The organism is Pseudomonas sp. Xaverov 259, from assembly GCF_019352915.1.
Taxonomy (GTDB): domain Bacteria; phylum Pseudomonadota; class Gammaproteobacteria; order Pseudomonadales; family Pseudomonadaceae; genus Aquipseudomonas.
This window is the reverse complement of record NZ_JAAAFV010000018.1, coordinates 38447-63095: the sequence shown is the minus strand read 5'-3', so window position 1 is coordinate 63095 and position 24649 is coordinate 38447. Positions and strand designations below refer to the sequence as shown.

The following is a 24649-nucleotide window of genomic DNA, read 5'->3' as shown; positions in this document are numbered from 1 at the left end:
TTGGTAACCCGATCAGCAAAAGGCGCAACAGCGCCCCCATTACGATTGCAGGCGCTTTTTTTGTGCCCGCAGTTACGTGTTATGGCGGCTGTGCGTGGGAGGCATTCGTGCCTGCCGGGTTCCTTTTGCCCCGGTTTACCAACCTGCGTACAGCTGCCACCCATTCGCTTGGTAACGAACGTGGCAGCTCCTCAGCAGAAGGAGCTACACCGATGAAACACGCCCTCATTCCATCCGCAATTCGCGCATTTACTCACCGACGCATGGCCCTGAGCGCCCTCCGCGCAAACTCTAGCCTCGCAACTCGCCTCAAGCGTTACTCGCACCACATGAGCATTGCCCGCTCCCTAGAGTCTGCTGAGGGTGCGCAATGAATACTCCCGTCCGCACCATCCAAGAGATTGCCCACGACTCGCTTGAAGATCTCGAAAGCGCCCAGATCGCCCTACGCAAAGTTGAGGCAGTTCTCTACGCCGCATTGGCAGACAAGGGCACAAGTCAGCACGTCCGCAATCTGGTAGATGTCGCGTGGAACCTGGCCGCTGACGGCGCCAACACCGCCGACTGCAACCGCGAGGCAATTTCCGCCGCTCTGTCCGGGTGCGCTGGCCTGAACGCCGGGGGTGAGCTATGAGCCGCTCCTACAAGGAAATAGCCGAGACCGGCGTCCAGGATCTGTACGAAGTGACCAGCGCGCTCGAGAGCGTGCGCGCAATCTTCACGCTGATGCTTGAGGCCTTCCCCGAAGACAGCACGCCTCACGCCTTCGCGCAGTTGGGCACTATCGAGATAACGGACTGGAACACCAAGGTTTACCAGTGGTGTGAGTGCATGGAAAACGAGCTGGATGATGCGAACGCCGAGGCGCAGAACGCAGCGCCGTTGCCGCACTACCTGCTGGACCAGCGCAGTAACGAGGTGGCCGAGGCGATTTCTGCCGAGCGCACACACGCTACCCGCTGGTGGACGCACTTGAACGAGATGCGGCGCCGCAAGGAACTGCCTGACTGGGTGGCGGCGGGCGTCGGCACGCACGATGAACACGATCTGATGCTGGAAAGCCGGAAGGCCGTCAATCAGGCCCTATTCGGATCGGACGACCTGGGCGGCGCTCAGCAATACCGCGAGGTCGCCCTATGAGCCAGCACATGCGCTCACATTCGATCCTTTTTATCAGCCCCACATTTTGTCCAAGGCCACCGCGTACTCACGCCAAGCGCCGACGCCCTGACCTAAGAGGTTAAGCATGAAAATTCAAAACGGCGCACCTGCGTCGACGGGATCGGCTTGCCTGAAAAAAGCCACCGAGCTGTTTTACGTCACGCACCCGAAGGTGCCCAAGGCATTGCTGGGACCGTTCTTGACCGAGGCCGACGCCGAGTGTGGGCGCGTTGTTATGCGTAGTGCTGGCGCCCAGGTGACGGCCTGCCTGGTTGACGCAATTGACGACATTACCCGCTGGCACGGCGTGAACAACGGTCAAGTTTGTCGGGCCTTTGCTGGCGCTGGTGGCCGGGAGGTCAGCCATGGGTAACGTCACGCCGATCAAACGGAAAGGCGGCAGCGTGCCGCCCACTACGGGCGTCCACATCGACAGCGCCAGCTATGTGCTGCTGATGGAAACCCTGGTCGGCTTCCTGGAGCTGCGCATCTCTGAAGGCGATCAAGGCCGCCACTGCGATGAGCTGGAGCGCCTGACTCAGAAGCTGGAGAACTTGGCCAAGCGGTTTACCCCGCCGAAGGGGGCCGCATGACAGACGCAACGATCCAATTCCGTGATGCGCTCCAGGCCCTCTATGGCCCTCTCGACTGGCTACCAGAGCCCGACGGTGCAATCCACCGGTTCCGTGTGCCGGAGGATAAGCCTGGCTCGCTCAACGGTTGGTATGTGCTGTACCTGGACGGCATTGCATCCGGCGCGTTCGGTAGTTGGAAAGCCGGTGGCGCCAGCACCTGGTGTAGTCGCGAACCGGTAGACGCCCGCGAAGCCGCACAAATCCGCGAGCGGGTTGACCTGGCACGACGCCAGCGCGAAGCAGAGCAACACCGGCGCCAGCAGCAGGCCGCCGAGAAGGCTATTCACTGGTGGCGCAATGCGCGCCGCGCCTCACCCGACCACCCGTATCTGGTTGCCAAAGCAGTTCGCTCCTACGGCCTGCGCCAGCGCGGCACTGACCTGCTGATCCCGCTGTACCTGGATGGGTGCTTGGTCAACCTGCAACGAATTGCTCCGGACGGCGAGAAGCGCTTCCTGTTCGGCGGACGGATCAAGGGTACCTATTCACCGCTGGGCATCATCGAGCCAGGTTCTGTGCTTTGCATCTGCGAAGGGTGGGCGACGGCCGCCAGCCTCCACCAGCACGGCGGCTATGTCGTTGCCGCTGCCATGAACGCGGGCAACTTGATCCCGGCGGCGATGGCACTTCGCGCTCGCTACCCAGGCCAGCCAATCGTCATCGCCGGCGACGACGACCGGCTCACCGATGGCAACCCGGGACGCGCAGCGGCAAACGCGGCGGCAGCGGCAGTGGGTGGCCAAGTGGCTTTCCCTGAGTGGCCGGAAGGCGCACCCGACGACCTCACCGACTTCAACGACCTCGCCAACTGGAAACTCGCCCATGTCCAAGCCTGACACCAACGTGATCAACCTTCGGCCGGACGCGGCGACCATTGCGCCAGATCGCCCCTGCTGGGCGGTGTATGAGCATTGGGTGATCAATGAGAAGGGCCGCAAGCTGCGCCCGGGCGTTTACTGGCATAGCTTCAAGCGCGCCGCCGCTGACCAGGACGACGCCGAGGGCGATACCGGCGACCGGCCTATCACTGATGAGTGGATCTCCAGCCCCGTCACCGTCGTGGCCCGAACCACCAATAGCGACGACGGCAGCGAGGGGCGGTTGCTGCGCCTGGTAACTGAGGGCGGCATCAAGGAATGGATCATCGCCATGGAAGTGTTCGGCGGCAGCGGCGAGGACGCCCGGCGCGCATTGTTCGGGATGGGCGTCATTATCGCCCTCAAGAAACGCGGCACGTTCATGGAGTACCTGCTCGACCAGCATCCTGCAGAAGTGTTTGCCACCACCAGCCGGCCGGGCTGGCATGAATCGGGAGCGTTCGTGCTGCCTGGGCGAACTATCGGCAGTGCCAATGTGCGGTACCAGGCCAGCAACAAGGCCCAGGTACTTTTCAGCCGACGCGGCGAGCTCGCGCTGTGGCAATCGGAGGTGGCCGCCAAGTGCGCGGGCAACCCGGTACTGACGCTGGCGATCGGTTGCTCGCTGGCAGGCCCGTTGCTGAGTTTGGTGGGCGTGCTGGGCGGTGGTGTTCATCTGGTGGGCGACAGCTCAAGCGGCAAATCGCTGGCGCAACTAATCGGCTCGTCGGTATGGGGCGACCCGGGCGTGTTCGCCGCCAGTTGGGACATGACCAAGGGCGGCCTGGAGATCGAAGCGTCTAGCCGCAATGACACCATTCTCCCCCTAGATGAGATCAAGCGTGCTGATCCCAAGCGCGTACAGGAAATGGCGTATTCCCTCGCCAACGGTCAGGGTAAAGGCACCATGACCCGTGAGCGCGAAGGCCGCGCCAAATTGAGCTGGCGCCTGCTGACACTCTCGAGCGGAGAGCGCTCACTCTCTGAACACGCGGCCATATCCGGCAATGCCGCCCACGCTGGCGCCGAGTTGCGCATGGTCGACGTGAACGCCGGTACCCGTACGCACCGAGCCTTCGACGAATTGCACGGGCTTGAGGGAGCGGACTTTCACCGACAGCTCACCGTGGCGGTCGGAGCCCACCACGGCCACCTCGGGCCAGCGTTTGTGGAGCGCTTGGTTGCCGACGACGATAAGCCCGGGCTGCTCAGTGACTTTGACGGCATCCGCGCCCAGTTCATCGAGGACAACGCCCAGGCCGGCCGCGTGGCTGACCGGTTCGCCGTGATCGCACTGGCGGGCGAAATGGCCATCGCCTACGGCTTGCTCCCTTGGGCGCCCGGCACCGCCCTCTCCGACTGCCGTTTGCTCTACGGGGAATGGCTCTCCCGTGTCGGCGGGGGCAACGCAGAAGATCGCCAGATCCTGGCCGGCATTATCGACTTTATCGACAAGCACGGTAGCAGCCGATTCTCCGATGTCGACGCAGCGGAGGTGGACGCCAAGGTATTCAACCGCGCCGGATACTGGGAGCTGGTGGCCGGCAAGCGGCTCTATCTGTTCAACAAGTCCGCGCTGATCGAGGCCGCCCATGGGTTCGGCCTCACCCGCGTGGTCAAGGCACTGGAGGTTGGCGGGGCCCTGGCCAAACGCGACACCGACCGCGATAGCCGCAAAACCAAAAAGTACCGCATCCCCGCCGGCGGATCGGCGCGGCTGTACGTGATCGACCCAGAAGCCATGGACAGCGAAGGGGCCGGCGCATGACCACCGAATCCACCAAGTACGAATGCCCGAGTTCACAGGAACCTATAAACGTGGGGAACAGGGGGAACGGGGGAACAGCCAGTAAAACCGTGGGCTGCGGCCGTTCCCCCTTATTGAATGTATGGGGAACAGGGGGAACACAAACATGTTTTTGAATATAAGCGTGTCTGCGTTTTCCAGAATTTGGTTATCACCGTTCCCCACAAAAAAACGTGGGGAACAGAAACCCCCTCTGAAAGCCCCGGAAACATTGGCTGTTCCCACTGTTCCCCCGTTCCCCCGATTTTTTTCTAGAGACACATATGGGCAATGGAGCAATCAGGCCGAGGTGACGCCATGAGTCTACTTTCCCGCTTGCTCGATCACATGCCGCCAGCCATTGCCAGTGCGGACACGCCAAAAATGGATAGTCGGCCTCGCCCACGGCTGGTGCTGGCCAACCCTGTCGAGCGCACTCCCCGGCTCATCACAAGCCCACACGCAAGCGCCGCCACTGCCCCGCCCGAATGGCGGCAAGCCCGTGACCAGTACCTCAACCACATCATGGTTTGTCGGAGCTGCTACGCGCCCACCGGCCGCCATTGCACGGCTGGCGCCCACCTGCGCGCCAGCTACGACAACACACCTATGGAGGAGCACCAATGACGCCCAGCCTTATCACCCGCTTGTGCAACATAGGTATGAAACCCGGAGTCAGCGCCGCCACGCAGCTCATCACCACCCGGCGAATATGTCGCGCCATTGGTGACGAGCTCGACGTTATCCGCGGTGAACGGCGAGCCCTACGCCGGCAAGCGGGAAAGCTGAAAGCGTTTCGCCCATTCACCCGGCAGACCATTGCGGAACTGGAGGAGCAGGCCAGCGAACACCAGGAGGCTACCCGCAGCGGAGCGTGGAGCGCACTCGCAGGGTTTGGCCAATCACTAATGTTCGACCGCGAGGGGCTGGCGCAGGCGCTGGGCTTCGACCAGATGTGCGACCTGCTGGGCGTCAACCCCGTACATCGCCAGCAGGCCAGCGCAGACGGTGACACCAGCCTTCGCGGAGTGGCCTACCTGTCTCAGTTGGAGGACAGCGCCGACCGCAAGAGCGACGAATGGGGCGCCGGTGGCCCGCTGTATCAAGCCTGCCACGCCGCCATGATCCGGTTCATCAGGGAATGCCCAGAAGATCAGTTGCCCGACCCATTCGCCCCTGGTGCGCCGTTCGGCCCAAAGCTGCCGCCCGCCCTGAGCATCGTCGGCAAATGACCATTTCCCGCGCCACGTTTTGCGAATCACGAAAACGTGGCGCGACACCGAGCAACACCACCGGGCACAAGCCCATGACCAGCGCCAGCGGCGCATAGAGGAAAACATGACAGACCAAAACAGCAACACAACGGGCCAGGCGCGCACGCACCGGGAGCGCTTCGTCGAGGCGTGCAAGGTGACTGACTTCGTGATCAATCCGAAAGCGGTGGCGGGTTATTACGTCTGGGGCGTTGACCACATCGTCAAGGGTGGCCGTAAGGAGATCGATGGCCCGTATTACACCGAGGACGAGGCTTGTATAGCAGCAGATCTGATGAAGCCAATAGAGCCGTTCGCTCGAGCGTCTGTGTCAACCCATTGCTGGGCGTGGAATCCAGACCCGCGCCGCGAAAAGGCTATCCGTGACGACGCCATGGCATCCCGAATGATGCTCGCCATGCAGATCGGCGCCGAAGTACCAACCCACACCACCACCGACAAGTAGGAGAAACAAATCATGGCCGCACTTTCGATTGAATACACCCCGATGAGAAACATCAGGCTCTGCGCGCAGTTGCGACAATTCGGAAAGTCTTACCCGCTCGCCGTCCGCACGCCGGCGGAAGCCATAAAAGCCTTATGCGTGCAGATCCCCGGGCTCGAGAGATTTATCTCCAACGCCAAGTCGAGAGGTCTGGAGTTTGCAGTGTTCGTGGGCAAGAAGAATGTCGGAGAGACGGAGCTGGGTTTCCAGGGCGCAGGCGACATCATCATTGCGCCCGTGATCACCGGCAGTAAGCGCGCAGGCTCTCTTCAAACCATTGTTGGCGGGATATTGATTGCAGCAGCATACGTGCTGTCTTTCACCCCATTCGCTGCCGCGTCACCTTTTCTGTATTCGGCAGGCGCTGCAATGTCCATCGGCGGGATAATTCAGATGCTCAGCCCTCAGGCCGGAGGCCTAAAGACCAGCGCCGCGCCAGAAAATACGCCCGGCTACGCCTTCGGCAGTGCCAAGAACACCACTGCATCCGGTAATCCTGTACCGCTCTGCTACGGCAAGCGGCGAGTTGGTGGCGCGATCATCAGCGCCGCGATCTACGCCGAAGACCAGATGTAGGAGCCACGGAGCGGTGCTAAAGTGGCCGCCTCATGGAAAGGAGCTCTCATGCTGAAAATTACCGCTGTTGCCGCCCTGGTTGCCCTAATGGCCGGCTGTGCTACTTCTCCGGTACCCACGAAAACCGCTGTTGCGGTACCTCATGAAAGGGTTCTCGCATATCAGACGAGCTCCCCAGGTACCGGCACACTGTCGGTAACCCGAGACTCTGGCCATACGGGAAGTCTTTGCTCGGTGGGCCTTTTCGTAGATGGAAAAGTGGCCGCATTACTCAAGCCTGGAGAAAGGGTTGCCCTCCACGTCCCTGCTGGCTCGGTTGTTGTCGGCGCGGCATACCAAGGAAGCGGCATCTGCGGGATGGGTGCTGACAGGCAAGAGCGAGAGGCAATCGTCACGGACGGAAAGGTGAAAAACTACCGCATATCAACGAGCGGTGACGGTGTTTTAGACATTCTCCCCACCACGCTGTAACGGAAAGATAGGGCCGCCTCCGGGCGGCTTTGTCACGCTTTGAGACAGACGATATGGTCTCACTCAGACCAAATCGTATGTTTCGCTAAGCGCATCCAGTACGGGCATTTAGCCCACTTATCATCAAGGAAGAGTAAATGAAATCTCGTGAACTACATACTACACCGACTCTTATTATTACAAACTATAGAATAGTCCCGCATCCCGATGGGAAGTACCTACACAGTTTCACACCGGAAAATACGAATACGGTCTATCAGTTTATTGCGAATCATGAGCCCGTTCTCGAAGAAGGCCAGAGATACAATATTGGCTTCACTGTCGAAGATAATGCGAACTGGGTGGATATTTCCGCAACTGCTAAGGCTGACGATGTTGACCAGTTCAAAAGTCACTACGTTGCACGTCTGCTCGGTGAAGAAAAGCGTTCCGTCGAAACCCAAAAATCTAGGGATCGCGTCCAACATAACGCGACTGACGGTCACTATCTGGGTAAGAAATATGCTTGGCGAATTTACGGTATGGCTGTTGCGCGCGATACCTTCGATGACTACCTGGAGGAAACCAAGCACCCAAGCACTCCATGCCTTACGGAAGGCAGCAAGTCGACCGCCTACAAAGAAGACGGTCTTGCTGCCGCGATGGATCTGTTAATTCAAACAGCCACGAGAGTTAGCGGAAACCGATTCCGCTCACCACTTTTGCCCTCAAAGAAATGGTTCCAGATCAAAGGTATTTCGGCCATCACAGACAAAAAGTAGGTTTTCACCCAATCATTTCACTGAACCCGCCCTACCTGAGCTTCTGGGGTTCAGTGAATTTAGAAGTAGGCATCCGCTCGCCGATGCCAACTCACTGTCGGCCTTTGTTAACAGGGAGACGGGTTGGCCAACCTGCCCAGGGACTAACTTTTGCTAACAGGCGACGAATGTTGCCGCCGGCGCCAGGCCGATCCGATATCAACATTTGTCAACTTCGCCCCAAGTCCCGTACTCGAAAAATGTCAGGTTTTGTCAGGTTCTGGAGCCGCCCCAATATCGAGTTTGAGAAGTCGCCGGCGCTGACCAGATAGGCCGACAACCACATTGGCATAACTCCACGCAATTCTCTCGGGGACCGACAATCACACTTATGCGATACACCGCCTAAAAAATGAACAGCGGAAATATAGGAGAAGTAGCCAATCAGTCTGAAAAATAAATACATCCCATTTTCACCATTCAGATGGAGACATGCCTGCCGAGGCAAGGGCCTGTAGCAACGCTGCGTGCCTAGCGGTTCAGTTCTGCCGTGGGTTAGAGTGCGCTAACGCCAAGGAGCTGCGCCGTCTCGGCATTCACCGACACCATGCAAAGGGAGAAAAAAACATTGAAGTGGATCAGTGCACTTGAACTAGGGCAGTGGGCCGACACCCTCCAAGGCAGGGATAAGGTGCCCGAGTTGGTGGAGGACTTGATCTGGGCCACCGCCACCAGGGTGCGCCGGCTTCGTTTTTTGCACGGTGACATGGGGCAAGTTCGAGGTTTCGATGGCTATCTCGACGTTGATGCAACATCCCCGTTCGTGCCAGACGGAAAGTCAGTATGGGAGTTCGGAACCAACGGTACTGGCAAAACTAAGGCCGAAGCTGACTACAACAAGCGCACCAAAGAAGTCACTGCTGAAGATCGTGCTGAGCACACCTTGGTTATCGTCTCGCCTAGGACGTGGGACACGCCCAAGGTAAAAATTGAAGACTGGCTTGATGAAAAGAACGAGTTGGGTGAGTGGACGCGTGTCGTCTACCTCGATGGTCCGCTCCTAGAGAACTGGCTTGCGCAAAGCCCAGCAGTTGCCTCCCGTTGGGCGCGGCATGCATTCAAGCGCGCACCCCAACACGGCGTGCTAAGCACCGATGAGTTCTGGGAGTCTTTTTCTCGCCGCTTCGAGCCTGCGCTGGTTGAAGACGTTCTGCTCGCCGGCCGAGAATCCCAAGCTGAAGACTTGCTGCGAAATTTGACCCAAGGCAGCGGACGACTGGCATTCGCCGCCGACACAACCGACGAGGTTATTGCCTTTGCGGTCGCCGCGATACGCAAGGCGCCCGAGACAGTGCGCAAGCCGCTGGAAGCGCGGACCTTGATCGTTGAGACGGAGGAGGCTGCTCGGCATCTGGTTAATACAAGCACCCTTATCTACTTGCCCAGACTCGCCGCACGTAGCTGCGTAGGAATACTGAAGACTTCGGGGCCAACAGTGATAAGCGCCGGGGCTGAGGACAAGAAGATCGATCATGTCGATCTGTTACGACCGACCAACGCTCAGCTTGGTAAAGCATTCACCTACATGGGTATGTCTGAAAGCGAAGGATATGATACTGCCCGTAACTGTGGTCGGAGTCTGGCGGTATTGGCTCGACAGAAGCCAAGTGGTACCGCTGAGTTGCCGAGGTGGGTCGGCGATGCTGACGCTTTGATACCGGCCATGCTGGCGGGAGCATGGGTCTGCAATGTAGAACATGATCAACAAATTCTCAGTTCGCTCAGCCAGAAACCTTATGATGAAACCGAGGACGACCTGCTCAAGTTTCTGATCATGCAGGATTCGCCCATCGAGCGGATAGAAAGTTTGTGGGCGACGAAAGCCCCCGTCGATGCGTTTCTGCACCTCGCTCATCGGGTTGGGCGCAGGCACCTGGAGCAGTTCAAAGCCGCTCTGATCGCCGTCTTCCAGACGGCTGTGGCGTCTCATAAACCACCCACTGCAGACCAGCCCTTCGTGCTGCGCAGCAAGCGTGGCCAGGAAACCTCGCACAGTGAACAGCTTAGAAACGGATTGATGACGACACTGCTACATATGGCCGTGCTGCATAAGCATGCGGGCTTCACCGTTGCGGGTGGTGATCCGCAAGTTTTCGTAGACGACTTGGTGAAATCGATTCCTGGCCTGTCGAGCGACTCCACATTGATGGCAAGTCTGAGCCAGAATCTTTCGTTGCTTGCGGAGGCATCCCCCAGGTCTTTTCTAGAAGCCCTTGAGCGTCAGCTTGAGGGCGCCTCGCCGAGCATTTTGTCCATTTTCGACGAGCACCCCGGAATGCTCACTCCCGTAACATACCACTGCGGGTTGTTGTGGGCGCTAGAAGTGATCGCCTGGGATGCCACCTATTTTGAGCGGGCCGTGCTATGCCTTGCCAAGCTTGCGGCGATCGACCCGGGCGGCAGGTTAAGCAACCGGCCGATCAACAGCCTGCGAGCTATATTCCTCTCCTGGGTGCCATGCACTTCTGTGAATACAAAGCGTCGGTTGGCCGCTCTGCAATCCACCGTGAAGGCCGTCCCGAGCATTGCTTGGCCGCTCCTCGCCTGCTTGCTCCCCAGTTCAGGAGATACGAGCTCGCCAACCGAAAAGCCAAAATTTAGGGATTACGAACAGGATCACGGTGAAACCCTGACATATGGTTTGGTCTGGGAAAGCGAGGCCAAAATCATCGCGCTGGCGGTCGACGCAGCAGGCTCGACGCCAGAGCGCTGGATCACGTTGATTAACGCACTAAATCATTTCCAGGAGGATACTTTCGAGGCTACCGTCGAACGACTCAGTGAGGTGCTGAGCGTCGTTGACGCTGATGACCGAACGCAAATCTGGAAAGCCTTGAACGTGCAGGTCAAGCATCACCAGAAGTATTCGAGCGCGGATTGGGCGATGTCGAAGGAGCGGGCTGAACGCTTGGTGCCGCTGATCAACCAGTACGCGCCCGAAACGCTGGTAGAAAACCATACCTGGTTATTCGATGATTGGACGCCACCTGTGGAAGGCATGGACGACGAAGGCGCCGATTTTTCCCTGCTCATTGAAAATGCCCGTTTGCAGGCCATGAATGCAGTGTACGAGGCGCTCGGCGTTCAGGGCGTCCTGCAACTGGCGGGACGCGCTAAGATTCCGCACTTCGTAATTTACTCCGCGTTGCGCCTTGCGCTTTCGTACGAGGAACGCCTTGCGTTGTTCATAGGCCTACTCGCGAGTAGCGTGCAGGAGCTAGAGCTCGCAGCTGGAGCAGTTATGGCAGACGGGATCGCACGCTTCGAGGAGAGATGGAAAGAGGAGGCGCGTTCTGCGCTTCTAGGCAGTGGCTTGACTGTTGACCGTGTAGCGAGTGTGATCGAGCGTACCCCTCAAAATAAGCAGACATGGCTGTACGTCGAGACCTTCGGAAATGAAGTGGCGCGAGCCTATTGGACCTTAAAATCGCCATATCCCCTCGAAGTGAGCGCCGATGAGCTGCTTTATGCAGTGGCCAAATACCGTGAAGTCGGACGTCCTATCGCCGCCTTGAGCACAGTATCCCGTCGACTTGGTGAGATTCCGACACAGGAAGTCTTGTCACTGTTGATGGATGGAGTTGCAGAGCAAAACGCCAAGCCTGGTGCTCATCTGGCCACTAGTTTCTTCGACATTGAAAAGGTCATCAGGGCGTTGGCCGAGCGACCTGACATGACGGTAGAACAGATGGCGAGCATAGAATTTGCCTACCTACCTTTGCTGCGCCATGAGCCCAAAGCTTTGCATCGAATGCTGCTTGAGCAGCCGAGCTTTTTCATGGAGCTGGTGTGCTTGGTCTTCAGAGCCAAGGGGGCAGAGGCGGTGGAAGCATCTGAATCGCAAAAGGGGCGCGCCACTAATGCATACCAATTGCTGAAAAGCTTGAAGTCCTTGCCTGGACAGACAGATCAAGAGGTCAATCAGGATACATTGTTGGCATGGTGCCTCGAGCTCCGGCGCCTAGCAGCAGAACACAATCGGCAGGACATTACTGATCAGTTGATCGGTCAAGTATTGGCCCATGCCCCAGTGAGTCTTAAGGATGGCGCCTGGCCACACGAAGCCGTTCGGCATGTCATAGAGACACTCGCTTCTTCACAGGTAGAGCTTGGGATTCGCATCGAAAGGGTCAACATGCGAGGCGTGTTCAGCAAAGCACTCGGAGAGGGTGGCAACCAGGAGCGGGCTTTCGCTCAACAAGCACAGGAATGGGCGAAGGCGTCATTAGACTTCGGACGTACCCACGCAATGCTCGAGCTTATCGCTCGGTCGTGGCTGGCAGATGCTGGACGGGCAGACACGGAGGCAAAGCAGGACGCGATGCGTCATTGATCCGCGGTATGCGCGTTGCCTGGATTGAACGGGGATCAGTTATTTGTTCCCTTTCGCAGGAACGTTGCCTGTTGAGTAGTGGCTCACCTAAGGGCAAGCATGAACGTATTAACGCTGTCTCGCTGCTCATCGAGCAACAACAGGTCGCACGTCGGCCAAGTGGCCGATTGCTGCCTTAGTGAAGGAACGCTTCGGGTCGAAAGCAGCCAGTATCCAACGAGGTATCCACGAATTGACGATGATCCAAGTTGGATAGCCGGGCGGTAACCAAACACGGTGACCACCATAAGTGACCACTTGATGCTGTTCACTGACGCAAGATGCCCAATTGCGAAACAACCCCATGGAAGGCTCGCGTCAAGTGGCGGTCGACTAGCTTTCGCGCAGTGCTTCGCGCACGCCCCTCGCGCACCTGGTCGATGCGCGAAGCCCTCCCCCGGCAAGGTTTCACGCACCCTTCACGCAGCATATTCACGCACTGGGGCGGCGTGATGCCCAGGCCGGCCTGTAGGCTCCCCAGCGCCAGCGACGGCTCGCCATTGGAATGCGCAGTAACTGCGCAAATTGCGCACAGCAATTACGCAGATCGGTACGCACGGTTGGTACGCATTCTGGGCGCGTACCGGCAGCAGGTTCGCACTGAGGTTCGCACTTCTGGTTCGCACCCTCTTACGCGAACCAGGTGCGAACCCGGCCAGCGGTTACCACACTGGTTACCACGGGAAGTTACCAATGCGAGCGGTTGCCAGGCGCTGGTTTCCACTGTGGTTTCCAGACTTTTGCAGTGTTTTCCACTGGCAACCTGGCTAGGCCCAGACCAAACCCACGGCGCGGGGGTCGACTGGCCGGCGCGCACGATCCGCGCCGGCATTGAGTGTTGAATTCAACTCACCGTGTAGATACCAACACGCTGGCGCCGGCTTTTACTTTGACCACGCTTTGACGGAATGTAAGACAGGCGTGAGACGAAACCCACGCCGGTCGACCGTCTGAGGCTTATCCCGAGCGGCGCCCGTCAAAGAGCATGGCTTTGCCGTCTCACACCCCTGACAGCCCCCAGACAGTTCTCTGGGCTCTGGGCAATATTCACGGTTTCGTGCTGGTTAACTCGGACGAAAGCTTCGCTTTGAACAACAGAGTGCTGACCGCCTGCGCGCTACCTGAAACCTACAAATACGCCTTGATACTGATGTGGAGCCTCGCTTTTTTATACGAGATGCTAGGCGGGCACACCTACGCTGCTCTATAGTTAAAGTCATGCCAGAAGACGCGTCGATTTGAACGTTTGCCATCTGGCGCATGTCACAAGGATGTGAAAGAATGTGCACCCCTTTTTGTAGCTGGTCTGGCTGGGTCCAAGGATGATTGAACGTTTTGATTCCTCGCCGCTGATAGAGCTCATCGCTGAAGTGCGATGGACAGTAGACGCTGTCATGGATCTAAATGTCCCCTTCTATCAAGGTGCAAGCGCTAACTCTTCCGAAGAATTCTTCACTCGCCTCCATTCGAAGCTGTCTTCTATTGGTTATGGTGCGGCCGAGCGGCTAACTCCTGCCGGCTTTCCCCTAATGAACCAATCTGCAGCATTTCGATACAAGAGGAGCGTTGCTGAGGGGGAGTCACCAGATCATTCTGCTTCGTCAATATTCCAGGCAGGGGCTGGCCTTTTTTCTGTACATGCAGTCCAGCCTTATAAAAGCTGGGATCAGTTTAGGCCGGTTGTCCAAAAAGGCCTTGAAGCTTTTTTAGCTGCCAAGCCACCTGCAACTGGTGAGTTCAGCCTGGTGCTACGGTACGTCGATGCTTTCAAGGACGAACTGACTGATGGCAAGCCACTGAAAGAATTTCTAGCGGACGTTATGGGGATTAAGGTTTCCATTCCTGAAGCGCTAACGATTTTGTCGAAAGATGGCACGTCAATTGTGCCTATGATTCACGTCGTGATTCCTCTTGCTTTTGGTTCTTTTCAGATCCAAATTGCGGAAGGGGAGTTGCAAGGTGAAAAGGTTTTCCTCATGGAAAACACAGTCAGTATTGCCGCAAGTCACGGCGCGAATGTCGAAAAGATGCTCGCCTCACTGAACGAGGCTCGCGAAGTGCTTCACAAAAGTTTTGTAGGTTTGACGCAGCCCATCCATGCCGCGATGGGTCTTTCGGAGGGTACATAAATGGCGACTCTAGCAGCTAGCTTTAGCCCCACGTATCAGTCATTTAACACTTCCACTCGGACATCGATCGATCCTTTGATCTTTGATTTAAAGGCCTTGGTCCATTGGATAGCATCTTATAGCGCTGAGGCTTTCCAAAGCGTTCAGGATTTTATCGAGCATCTGAAAGGAAAATGCGTCGAATTCTACTTCCGTCCTACCTATGGTATGTCCACACCGTCTGCAACCTTGGGCATGGCCGAGCTTCATGAAGCCCTGGCTAGAGCGGTTTATATCGAGGAAATCGGGAAGGTCTTGCACGATCAGGCTGCGGCGCGTCTTCGTACTCTTGCGGCCTGTGACTATGGCTGGGATGGCCGTGATGCCGAGCCGATGTCGATCGAGTCGCTAGCATCTTTGCAGGAGTTTTTTGAAAAGGCGGGGTCATTTGCGAATGATTTTGGTTTTTTCTTAGGATACGAAGGCGAAATTCTGATTAGCTGGACCGCTAAATCAGGCGAGCTAATCGATATGGCTTTCTTCGATGGCCGAGCAGAGCTAGCCAGCGATACCGAAGAGTTAGAGTTTGCCATTGACGATCCTGAACTTTACGCAGCGCTCTCGAGCAAGTACTAAGGCTTAGTTCAGGTGAAAGTTTGAGCGAAGGGAATCTGCTGGACTTGTCAGTTTTGACAGCAGTTGAAGGAGGGGAAACCGTAGCGCGCGCGCTCTATCCACCTGAATGGGATGAGACCGTGCGCCGCGGTAGTCCTGGCTGTTTTAAGCGAAACAATACGTCAGTCACTCGTTGTGGGCAGATGAGTTTTGCAGACCTTCTTGCACGCTTAAAAAATGATGTTGAGAGGCCAGGTTCGGATGTCGTAATTCGGGCCGTCGGCTTGATCTCTGTAGCCCGAGTCAAAGCGATAGGAGCTGCTAATCAGAAGCCTATTCACTTTGAGGTCTGGGAAAAGGCTACCGAGAGCAATCCAGACCACGCAGAAATCTCTCCTTACGATGTTGCAGCCCAAAGCCTTCCAAACAAGGCAGTGCCTCGAGGATTAAGCAGTCAGCTTTCGAAGGCATTGGACCTCACATTGGTTACTCCAGATGGGGAAATAGATGGCTATAATCCCCCACATCATGATCCATGATTAACCTTCCAACGGCCAAATAAGTACAATCCACCAATGAATTGCCTACATGACCTGAGGCCTGCTGCCTCTCACGCATTTAGCAATACATCACGGTGGGAATTGTTCAAGCCAAGCACGTTCATCCTCTTCTGATTCCTCCAATCATGCTCACCGCTCCGGCCAGGCGCCCAAGCTGAGGATGATCAGGGAGCCGTTGCTACTTTTCACCCAGAACGGAGGCCCACCATGACGGACATCAAATTGATCGCCAGCCTGTTCGACCGCCTCAATCAAAACCAACTAGCCCTGGGCGCCGCAGTTGAGGAGCTTTCCAACTGGGTCGAGCAGCGCGGATCGGCGGAGATAGCAAACAACGTGCGCGGCGCTCTCGAAACGCTCGATGAGAACTTGGTGTTCATTCGCCAGGGCATTGCTGAGCTGACCGTCGCCGGCAGCCTTGGGCAGTCGTGACGCACGATAGGATTCTGGACAGGCTCTGGACGGCTGGAGAGGCCACCGTTCATCCAGCTCGGCACATGGGCTAAAGCCTGCAAGGGTTGGTGGCAGATCGGGTAGGCGTCCGGATAGCTACCTTGTCCAGAAACGGGGCGAGCCGCGACAGTCACTTGCGGGACAAGTGGCGCACCGTCGAACCGGGCAAACGCGGCCATAATCCTTGACCAGCCTTGACGAAATTCTTGACAGGTCTTGACGGATTTATCTGTCGCCACCAGCAACCGGATCGCTTAAAGCCAAGCAGGTCAAGGCTTTGCGAGCATTCGGGCTGCTTGACCAGCACCAGCCCCGTCTAAAATTCGGGGGCGGCCGTCAAGGTGGGTGCTCGATCAGTATTCTGGCGCGACGGGGTGGTGAAATACCGGACAAGAAAAACGCTTAGCGCGCCAGGCAATACTAGACAGACCCTAGACGGATTTCCGACGACAGAACACGGCCAAGTTGCCCGCAGCCCAAGCAATGCGCCTCTTCCAGCGTTAAAGGTGGCGTGCTGATGCTTGATGCTCGTCAAGTATTTTCCGGGGCTTCCAGCGACCTGACAGCAGGTCGGAGCAGGTGGTGAACGAGTTGTTCACCCTGGAGCGGAAGCCGGTCGACTTGCCAGCTTGGCCAACCCCGCTTTCCAGGTAGTTGCTCACGTTCCGCTGGTAACATCTGCAGATCATGCTGGCCCCGCTTCATTCCGGCGCCAGCATCAACCGCGCACCGAGGATAGAGCCGTGTCCGTTATTGACTGCGATTATCTACCCGCCGATAAGGTAGCGTTTCCGCCGGAGCTGGCGCTGCTGATTATCAGGAAGGCCAGCGCAATGGCTGCGGCATTCGAGGAGCAAGCGCTCGACCAGCTCACCAAGGACGCCCGGCGCGCCCTTTCGCGAGGAGCTGAGCCAAGGCGAGCCATCAGGGAAATGCGCTTGTAGCCGCGAAAGTGAACTGCCGGGATCTCGGTAGTATTTCCAGCACCTGCCCTACCGGAATGGGAGCCCAGGCTAATTACGGATAGTCCCGCACACCACCCGTTCGCGAAACACCCCATGAATGCCCACTACCCTGATCCGGGGTGGTGCTGGCGCGGGGGAATGGCAAGAACGCCTCAGCGTGGTGGAAGTGCCACACGGCGGCGCCACCCCAACCACCGCAAAAGCGAGGAGCCAACCAATGAGGCAATTCAAAAGGGCTTACCACTCGTCGGGCATCGGTAGAGGAGATCAACACCGTTTTCGGCCGCCGTGTGTGGGCTCAAAATAGGGCCACATTTTAAAAAGAGAGTAGATTTGTGAGTAGATTTACATATCGATCAAAGATAAACCCTTACAAACCGAGACCTGCAGCCAACTGTTCGATTCCGTCTCTGGCACCAAAATACCGAAAAACCCCAAGCGAAGATGATTCCTTGGGGTTTTTTATTGCCTGCGATTTAGTGGCCGCGGGCCAATGCCCCGCCCGATCCACACCCGAGGGTTATTTATCCCGCTGCTCGATCGTTTAGCTGTTACTGAATTTTCTGTTGCAAGGTAGTTATTTGATGAACCGGTACTTGTTCTGCGCGCTGTTGCTGCTGACGGCGTTGCTCAGTGGCTGCGCCACACAAATGGATGTCTCGATCAACGCAACACCGGATCCGGACTATCACTTTGATCGACAGGCGCTGGTGCTGGTGACCACGTCCGTGGGCGGCAGTCCACAAAACACGCTCAATGCCCGCTACTACCTGCGCGACATGGTCAGCGCCATGAAGGACCAGGGCTTTCGCGAGGTGTACACCGATGCCAGCCTGCCCAAGAATCATGCGCCAATCAAAATGACCATCATCCTGGATGTCGACAGCAAGCAGGTCACTTACCGCTACACCGCCACCGATTACGGCCAAGTGCCCACCAGCACCACCACCGAGTGCAAGAAGAACAAGAAGAAGGCCGACCAACTGACCTGCACCAGCAAGCCAAACACCACCTACGGCCCGGTGGGCACCTCGGAGCGCACCGGCTACACCACGCTCACCACCTTCACCGCCACCGCGCGTGACGAAGCAAGCCGGCGCGCGGTGTACGTGTTACGGGTGATGTCCTACAACGAAGACTGCCAGGCCGCCAAGATCGAGGCCTTCCTGGTCGAACAAGGCCTGCAGAACCTCAACTTCCAGGACCGCGTGCAGCGCAACTACACCGTGACGATGCCCGAGGGCTACCAGTGCAAGTAGGCGCCGGCCTACTTCAGTAGAAACACCATCAGCGGGTTGTCGTTAAGCCGCCCTTCGAAGTTCGGCGCCTGTTGCTGCATCGGCGTGCCCTTGAGCAGCGCCGCTTCTTTGCGCGGCACCAGCACCCAGGATGGACGCGGCAAGGTGGCGAGCTTCTCGGGCTCGTTACCGGCGACGAACAGCGGCTGCTCATCGTGGTCCAGGTTCATCATGTAGCGGATAGCCCAGGTGTCGCGGCCAAGGTCGACAAACACCAATGGCCCCGGCTGCGACGCGCGCAATGCCTCCACCTGGCTGACAAACTTGCGCGTGTCGTATTGCAGGTCCTTGGCCGGATCGATCACCACCACCAGCAGCAACCATTGCGCCGCCAAGGCGATCACACTGAGCCATACCAGGCGCAACGGGCGACGCCAGGCAATCAGCGCCGCCACTTGCAGCACCACCCACACGCCAATCAACGGCGGCAACGACACGTCGGGCCAGTAACCGTACTTCTGCCAGGTGTGCCGGCAGATAAACAACACAACCACGCACAACGCCGGTAGCGCCACGACAAGCCATTCGTAGCAGCGGCGCACGCCGACGAACCAGTTTTGCGCCTGGAGCAGCCCATAGGCCGCGACAGCGGCAAACATCGGCACCATTGGCAGAATGTAGTAAGCGCGCTTGAAGTGCGGCACCGACAGCCCGAGCAAGATCATCAGGCCACAGGCCGCCAAGCGCACGACCATTTGTACGTCTTCGTTGACCCAGCGCTCAGACCAGCGATGACGCAGCGCGATCATCGCCGCCAACGCCAACGGCACCACCGGGAAGTAACGGTACAAACTCAGCTTGAAGTAGAAATAGAACGGCTCGCCGGACTCGTCGAGGCGCCCGCTGACTTGCATCCTGAACACGTCATCGGCAAAGGCATCGCCACCGCTGACCCGCGCCAGCTTCATCAACGCCCACCAGCAGGCCGCGAGCAACGCCAGCCCGACAAAACCATGGATCAGCACCTGCTTGACCCGCTCACCCGGCCGGCCCAGCGCCCAGTAAACGCACACCACGCCGCAGACCTCGATAAGCCCCAAAGGCCCACGAATCGCGAAGGCCAGCACAAACATGGGGAATACAGCCAACTGTCGAAGCCGTGAGCCGAGACGCTCGCCCGTGTGCAGCAGGTAGAAGCTGCCTACGCATAACAGCGCGACCATCAGGTCCAGGCAGACCGAGCGCGACTTATCGAGCAGTTGGGTGGTGAGCAACGTGAGCAGCACTGTCAGCAACGCCCAAGGCCGACTGAACGGCACCAGCAGGCGATAGACCAGGGCGATCATGCCCGCCGCAGCCAGGGCCGTCGGCAGCACGTTGGCCAGGTGGTTCGGCGCACCGAACAGGCGGGCAAACACAAAGCTGAAGAAAGTCGCAGTGCCAGGATAATCCGGGTACGGCTGGCCGTAGGTGGTTGGGAAAAGACTCGCGCCATGGCGAAACATTTCCTGCATGAACAACGCCCAGCGCCCGTCAAAGCCTTGGGGTTGCTCGTCCCAGATGCCCAAGGTAAACAGCAATAAAGCGATCAGAAACAGGCCCAGCGACTCCAGGCGATAACGGCTGCGGTGGTCCATCGAATGTCCTTTCAGGTGGGGAACGCCGACTCCATGGTGCCGACTCCACCCCTGAATAACGCCTGAACAAATCCGAGTATTTATGGATCTATCGACCGGCGCGCCATACCAGCGCGGGAATCAGCCGGATGTAGAGTAGCTCGCCCACCAGCTCCAGCAGGGTTTGCAGAATCACCGCCGTGGCGGCCAGCCCGCGTACATCTTCAGGCAGCGCCAACGCCAGTGGCAGCACCACCAACGAGTTGCGCGTCGAAGCACTGAAGGTCACCGCCCGCGCCGTCACGGCGGGCAACGCAAACAGCCGCGCAGCCAGCGCGCCCATCAGCGGCGCCAGCAACAGGAAGCCGAGGTACACCGGGATCACCGGCAGCAACAACGCGATATCGCGCACCACTGAAGTGATCTGCGAGCCGATCACCACAAACAACACCAGCGCCATCGCCGGCACCGGCAGCCAGGCCCAGGCGTTGTTCCAACGGTTGATAACGCTTGAGCGCCGCGCCAGGGAGGTGGTCAGCACCGCCAGGATCATCGGCAGCACAATCAGCAACAGGAACGCCTCGACAAACGGCCCCACCGCCACTACCACGGCTGACTGCGCGCCCAGCATAAAACTCAGATACACCGGCAATAGCACCAGTTGCAGCAACAACAGCACCGGCGTCGCCGCCAGCATCAGCCGCGAGTCACCCTTGCCGATATGGGTAAACACCACCACATAGTCGATACACGGCGTGAGCAACACCAGCAACGCGCCCACCAGCAACGCCGGGCGCTCCACCAGGCCTCGGGTCAATGCCCATACCAGCAAGGGCACCAGAATGAAATTGGCCAGCAGCAATGCGCCAATGAAGCGTTTATTGCCCAGACCCTGGCGCAAGTCCAGAAACGGGATTTGCAGGAACATGGCGTACATCAGCACTGCAATGGCAGGCGTGACCAGTACGCCGAGGCCTTGGGCTGACAAGGGCGCCAACACGCCAAAAGCGGCCGCCAGGAGCACGGCGACGAAATAGATCGGGATTTGGTTGTGTTCGAGGGTGTCGCGGGTCATGGGCTGACTCTGGCTGATCAATAGATCGCAAGCCTAAGCACCGGGAGCGCCGAGGTCGAGCATCGCGACATTTCCTGCGCCCTTCACGCGCCAAATTTGTTAGTTTCGGTTTCTTATAAAAGCGCGCGGCCCTCAAGCCCACCCCAAAAGCGCAAGTATCGAGCCGACCCATGAACCTGCCCACCCGCCCTGCCCCACAAAAATTCTGCGAGCTCGCTGCCGACGGATACCCAATCGGCGGCTTCACCTGGCGCCACCCGCGCACCGACTTCGAACGCCCGGTAGTCATCATCAACGCCGCCACCTCGGTCCGCTGCCGCCACTATTCACGCTTCGCCGACTACCTGCTTGCCAACGGCTTCGACGTGATCACCTACGACTACCGTGGCATCGGCGAATCCCGCAGCGGCTCGTTGCGAGGCTTCAAGGCGTCGTGGTCGGATTGGGGCGTGCTGGATTTCGAGGCGATGCTGCAACGTGCGCAACGGGAGTTTCCGGGGCAGCCGATTGATGTGGTGGGCCACAGTTTTGGGGGCTGCGCGGCAGGGCTCGGCGCTTGCGGCGCGGTGATTCGGCGCATCGTGACGGTCGGCGCGCAGTTTGCGTACTGGCGCGATTACGCGGCGAGCGGGCGCTGGCGCATGTTTGCCAAATGGCACGTGGTGATGCCGCTGGTGACGGCCCTGTACGGCTATTTCCCCGGCAAGCGCTTGGGCTGGCTGGAAGATACGCCAGCAGGCGTGGTGCGCGACTGGGCCATGCCGACGCCGCGCTATGAAACGCGCCCCAGCGGACGCGGCCTGGGCGAGCTGCCCTTTGCCCGGGTAAAGGCGCAGTTGCTGGCCATTAGCATCACCGACGACCCTTTTGGGACTGTGGCGGCTATTGAGCGACTGCTGGGCTATTTTGAAAACAGCGCGCGCACTCACCTGCGAATCGCGCCCGAGGACATCAGCGAAAAAGCCGTCGGGCATTTCGCTTTTTTTCGCAGTGAATATCAGGACCGGTTGTGGCCGATTGCGCTGCAATGGCTGCAGAAGGGCGAGCTGGCGCCAAGCACACCCGGTCAGCGCGTCTAGATTCCCTTGGGATTTCCCCCAACCTGCGCTTCAATACCCTACCTCGATTAAGTACCCAAGGACGTTGAGCCCATGGCCTCGCCGAACAAGCAGCAAAAACGTGCCCACCGGGCCAAGGCCAAGGCCAAGCAAAACCGCACCCAGCGCGCCGTCGCGACCAAGCCGGATGCGTTCGCTGGCGACGACAGCCGCATTGACCTTGAGTCGGTGGATTTGACCGAGTTGTTTGTCGAGATGCGCGCCGCAGGCGAAACCAGCCAGCAGGCGTTGTGTGCGGCATTCCTGGCGCACCCACTGCTGGCCGTGGTGCTGGAGCAGGAAGGCGAAGAAGACGCGACAGATTTTATCCTGGCGGCGCTGATCGAATATCGCCAGTGGGCGACGGACACCGAGGATGAGGCTGCGGCGCTGGCGTGGATTGAATCCCCGCAGTTCCAGGCCGATTACGTGGCAGCCTCCCAGGCGCTGGCCAACGCCCAGGACTGATATAAAACAAAATGTGGGAGCGGGCTTGCTCGCGAATGCAGTGGATCAGCCAGCACATTCGGCGACTGACACCCCGCTTTCGCGAGCAAGCCCGCTCCCACAGGGTTCAGCGTTTATGGCTGATTCAGCTGACTGACACAAAACAAATGTGGGAGCGGGCTTGCTCGCGAATGCGGTGGGTCAGCCAGCACATTCGGCGACTGACACTCCGCTTTCGCGAGCAAGCCCGGCTCCCACAGGGTTCAGCGTTTATGGCTGATTCAGCTGACTGACACAAAACAACTGTGGGAGCAGCCTTGCTCGCGAATGCGGTAGGTCAGCCAGCACATCTAGCGACTGACACTCCGCTTTCGCGAGCAAGCCCGCTCCCACAGGGTTCAGCGTTTATGGCTGATTCAGCTGACTGACACAAAACAAATGTGGGAGCGGGCTTGCTCGCGAATGCGGTGGATCAGCCAGCACATCTGGCGACTGAAACACCGCTTTCGCGAGCAAGCCCGCTCCCACACTTTTTTGAGCTGCGGCGCATCTGGCACCGCAGTTCATCACATCAATTGAGTACCGCGGCGCCGGTTTTCTGCGCCTTGCGACGGCTGGCCACATACAGCCCAGCCAACACCACCAGCAAGCTCAGAATGCCGGTCGCGATGATCTCGACGCGGTGGGCTTCCTGGAACAGCATGATGGTCAACGTGCCGACGATGAACACCATCACCGCATAGGTCAGGCCCGGGAACAGCCACATCTTGAACACAATCTTCTCGCCCGCTGCCGTGCGTTTCTGGCGCATGCGCAGTTGCGATACGGCGATCACCAGGTACACCAAGAGCGCGATAGCGCCTGAGCTGGCCAGCAGGAATTCGAACACTGCAGCCGGGGCAACATAGTTGGCGAATACCGCCAGGAACGCAGCACCCGTCGACAGCAACACCGCCCAGTAAGGCGTGCCGCTTTTGTTGGTGCGCTTGGCCACGGCCGGTGCATCACCGCGACGGCCCAGGGAGAACAGCATGCGCGAAGCGGTATACAGCGCCGAGTTGAGACAGCTGGTCACGGCAACCAATACCACCAGGTCGACGATCAGCTTGGCATTCGGGATGCCCATGCGTTCAAGCACAGTCTGGTAGGAACCTACCGCCGCCAGGGTCGGATCGTTCCAAGGCACCAGGGACACCACGATGAAGATCGACAGCAGATAGAACAAACCAATCCGCCAGATCACCGAGTTGGTGGCCTTGGTGATTTGCTGGCCAGGGTTCTTCGATTCGGCCGCTGCAATGGTGACGATCTCGGTGCCCATGAACGAGAACATGGTGGTCAGGATTGCCGCCAATACCGCGCCCATGCCGTTGGGCATGAAGCCCTGGGTGTCAAACAGGTGCGAAACACCGCTGACCTGGCTGGTCGGCAGGAAGCCGAAAATTGCCGCAAGGCCGAGGATCACAAACGCTACGATCGCCACGACTTTGATCAGCGCAAACCAGAACTCGAACTCGCCATAGTTCTTAACGCTGAACAGGTTGGTGGCCGTGAGCAGCAAGGTGATGATCAGGGTAAACGCCCAGATCGCCACATCGGGGAACCAGGCATGCAGGATGGTCGCGGCGGCGTTGGCCTCCAGTGGAATCACCAACACCCAGAACCACCAGTACAACCAGCCGATGGTGAAACCGGCCCAGTGACCGATCGCACGGTCGGCATAGGTGGAGAACGAACCGGTGTCCGGCGAGGCCACGGCCATCTCGGCGAGCATGCGCATCACCAACACCACCAGCGTGCCCGCAGCGGCGTAAGCCAGCAGTACAGCGGGGCCGGCGGCTGCAATCGCGTGGCCGGAGCCGACAAACAAACCGGCACCGATGACGCCGGCAATCGACAGCATGGTGACGTGACGCGGTTTGAGCCCCTGTTCGAGGTCATTGGAGCTTTGCGTACTACTCATTGACACACCTTTGCGAGGAATTGCGAAAACGGTCCGCCCGGCCTGCACGCTTTCTCGTGAAAAGAATCCAACGGGGCGTTCTTTATTTTTTACGCA

The 24649-nt window shown here is 58.5% G+C and carries 24 protein-coding genes; 21 read left to right on the top strand and 3 right to left on the bottom strand.

Going from position 1 to position 24649, the window contains the following annotated elements; translation table 11 throughout:
- Positions 1 to 370: 370 nt before the first annotated feature.
- From K0H48_RS03385 to K0H48_RS03295, 19 genes are all read left to right on the top strand, one after another.
- Positions 371 to 634: a hypothetical protein gene (locus tag K0H48_RS03385; protein ID WP_219266404.1), complete on the top strand. Its 264-nt coding sequence runs from the start codon at positions 371 to 373 to the stop codon at positions 632 to 634.
- Positions 631 to 1140 carry a hypothetical protein gene (locus K0H48_RS03380; protein WP_219266403.1) on the top strand — a complete coding sequence of 170 codons (510 nt, stop codon included), beginning with the start codon at positions 631 to 633 and terminating at the stop codon, positions 1138 to 1140. The genes K0H48_RS03385 and K0H48_RS03380 overlap by 4 nt, the downstream gene beginning before the upstream one ends.
- Positions 1141 to 1246: 106 nt before the next feature.
- Positions 1247 to 1534, top strand: coding sequence for a hypothetical protein (locus tag K0H48_RS03375; protein WP_219266402.1), 288 nt, complete (start codon positions 1247 to 1249; stop codon positions 1532 to 1534).
- Entirely contained in the window at positions 1527 to 1754 is a 228-nt protein-coding gene (locus tag K0H48_RS03370; RefSeq protein WP_219266401.1) for a hypothetical protein, read from the top strand. Before K0H48_RS03375 ends, K0H48_RS03370 begins: the two co-directional genes overlap by 8 nt.
- On the top strand, positions 1751 to 2632 hold the full coding sequence (locus tag K0H48_RS03365; RefSeq protein WP_219266400.1) for a toprim domain-containing protein: 882 nt from the start codon (positions 1751 to 1753) through the stop codon (positions 2630 to 2632). The genes K0H48_RS03370 and K0H48_RS03365 overlap by 4 nt, the downstream gene beginning before the upstream one ends.
- A complete protein-coding gene (locus tag K0H48_RS03360) occupies positions 2619 to 4421 on the top strand; it encodes a DUF927 domain-containing protein (protein ID WP_219266399.1) in 1803 nt (600 codons plus the stop codon). The genes K0H48_RS03365 and K0H48_RS03360 overlap by 14 nt, the downstream gene beginning before the upstream one ends.
- Before the next feature lie 336 nt (positions 4422 to 4757).
- Positions 4758 to 5066, top strand: coding sequence for a hypothetical protein (locus K0H48_RS03355; RefSeq protein ID WP_219266398.1), 309 nt, complete (start codon positions 4758 to 4760; stop codon positions 5064 to 5066).
- Positions 5063 to 5671, top strand: a complete 609-nt coding sequence (locus K0H48_RS03350) for a hypothetical protein (RefSeq protein ID WP_219266397.1) — start codon at positions 5063 to 5065, stop codon at positions 5669 to 5671. Before K0H48_RS03355 ends, K0H48_RS03350 begins: the two co-directional genes overlap by 4 nt.
- 106 nt (positions 5672 to 5777) lie before the next feature.
- Positions 5778 to 6158, top strand: coding sequence for a hypothetical protein (locus K0H48_RS03345; protein ID WP_219266396.1), 381 nt, complete (start codon positions 5778 to 5780; stop codon positions 6156 to 6158).
- 12 nt (positions 6159 to 6170) lie between these two features.
- Positions 6171 to 6773: a tail assembly protein gene (locus K0H48_RS03340; RefSeq protein ID WP_219266395.1), complete on the top strand. Its 603-nt coding sequence runs from the start codon at positions 6171 to 6173 to the stop codon at positions 6771 to 6773.
- A 48-nt stretch (positions 6774 to 6821) separates the two neighbouring features.
- Positions 6822 to 7244, top strand: a complete 423-nt coding sequence (locus K0H48_RS03335; RefSeq protein ID WP_219266394.1) for a hypothetical protein — start codon at positions 6822 to 6824, stop codon at positions 7242 to 7244.
- A 137-nt stretch (positions 7245 to 7381) separates the two neighbouring features.
- Positions 7382 to 8005: a hypothetical protein gene (locus K0H48_RS03330; RefSeq protein ID WP_219266393.1), complete on the top strand. Its 624-nt coding sequence runs from the start codon at positions 7382 to 7384 to the stop codon at positions 8003 to 8005.
- 607 nt (positions 8006 to 8612) lie between these two features.
- A complete protein-coding gene (locus tag K0H48_RS03325; RefSeq protein ID WP_219266392.1) occupies positions 8613 to 12377 on the top strand; it encodes a hypothetical protein in 3765 nt (1254 codons plus the stop codon).
- 1361 nt (positions 12378 to 13738) lie between these two features.
- Positions 13739 to 14545 carry a TIGR04255 family protein gene (locus K0H48_RS03320; protein ID WP_069868853.1) on the top strand — a complete coding sequence of 269 codons (807 nt, stop codon included), beginning with the start codon at positions 13739 to 13741 and terminating at the stop codon, positions 14543 to 14545.
- Complete coding sequence (locus K0H48_RS03315) at positions 14546 to 15160, top strand: hypothetical protein (RefSeq protein ID WP_069868851.1); 615 nt, start codon at positions 14546 to 14548, stop codon at positions 15158 to 15160.
- A gap of 20 nt (positions 15161 to 15180) precedes the next feature.
- Positions 15181 to 15678 carry a hypothetical protein gene (locus K0H48_RS03310; RefSeq protein WP_219266391.1) on the top strand — a complete coding sequence of 166 codons (498 nt, stop codon included), beginning with the start codon at positions 15181 to 15183 and terminating at the stop codon, positions 15676 to 15678.
- A 228-nt stretch (positions 15679 to 15906) separates the two neighbouring features.
- Positions 15907 to 16131 carry a hypothetical protein gene (locus K0H48_RS03305; protein WP_219266390.1) on the top strand — a complete coding sequence of 75 codons (225 nt, stop codon included), beginning with the start codon at positions 15907 to 15909 and terminating at the stop codon, positions 16129 to 16131.
- 764 nt (positions 16132 to 16895) lie between these two features.
- Positions 16896 to 17096 (top strand): hypothetical protein, encoded by a 201-nt coding sequence (locus tag K0H48_RS03300; RefSeq protein WP_219266389.1) that lies wholly within the window; start codon positions 16896 to 16898, stop codon positions 17094 to 17096.
- Between the two features lie 605 nt (positions 17097 to 17701).
- The gene (locus K0H48_RS03295; RefSeq protein ID WP_219266388.1) at positions 17702 to 18376 is read left to right on the top strand and encodes a hypothetical protein; all 675 of its coding nucleotides are present in this window, start codon (positions 17702 to 17704) and stop codon (positions 18374 to 18376) included.
- A gap of 8 nt (positions 18377 to 18384) precedes the next feature.
- Here K0H48_RS03295 and K0H48_RS03290 read toward each other — a convergent pair whose 3' ends face one another.
- Positions 18385 to 19992 carry a glycosyltransferase family 39 protein gene (locus K0H48_RS03290; protein ID WP_219266387.1) on the bottom strand — a complete coding sequence of 536 codons (1608 nt, stop codon included), beginning with the start codon at positions 19990 to 19992 and terminating at the stop codon, positions 18385 to 18387.
- Between the two features lie 88 nt (positions 19993 to 20080).
- The gene (locus K0H48_RS03285) at positions 20081 to 21046 is read right to left on the bottom strand and encodes an arsenic resistance protein (protein ID WP_219266386.1); all 966 of its coding nucleotides are present in this window, start codon (positions 21044 to 21046) and stop codon (positions 20081 to 20083) included.
- Positions 21047 to 21216: 170 nt separating this feature from the next.
- Here K0H48_RS03285 and K0H48_RS03280 point away from each other — a divergent pair, with 170 nt between their 5' ends.
- Both K0H48_RS03280 and K0H48_RS03275 read left to right on the top strand, forming a co-directional pair.
- Complete coding sequence (locus K0H48_RS03280) at positions 21217 to 22125, top strand: alpha/beta fold hydrolase (protein ID WP_219266385.1); 909 nt, start codon at positions 21217 to 21219, stop codon at positions 22123 to 22125.
- 72 nt (positions 22126 to 22197) lie between these two features.
- Entirely contained in the window at positions 22198 to 22611 is a 414-nt protein-coding gene (locus tag K0H48_RS03275; protein WP_138817268.1) for a hypothetical protein, read from the top strand.
- A 550-nt stretch (positions 22612 to 23161) separates the two neighbouring features.
- On the opposite strand, the gene gabP is transcribed toward K0H48_RS03275, so the two are convergent.
- On the bottom strand, positions 23162 to 24553 hold the full coding sequence (gabP, locus tag K0H48_RS03270) for a GABA permease (RefSeq protein ID WP_219266384.1): 1392 nt from the start codon (positions 24551 to 24553) through the stop codon (positions 23162 to 23164).
- Positions 24554 to 24649: the final 96 nt, after the last annotated feature.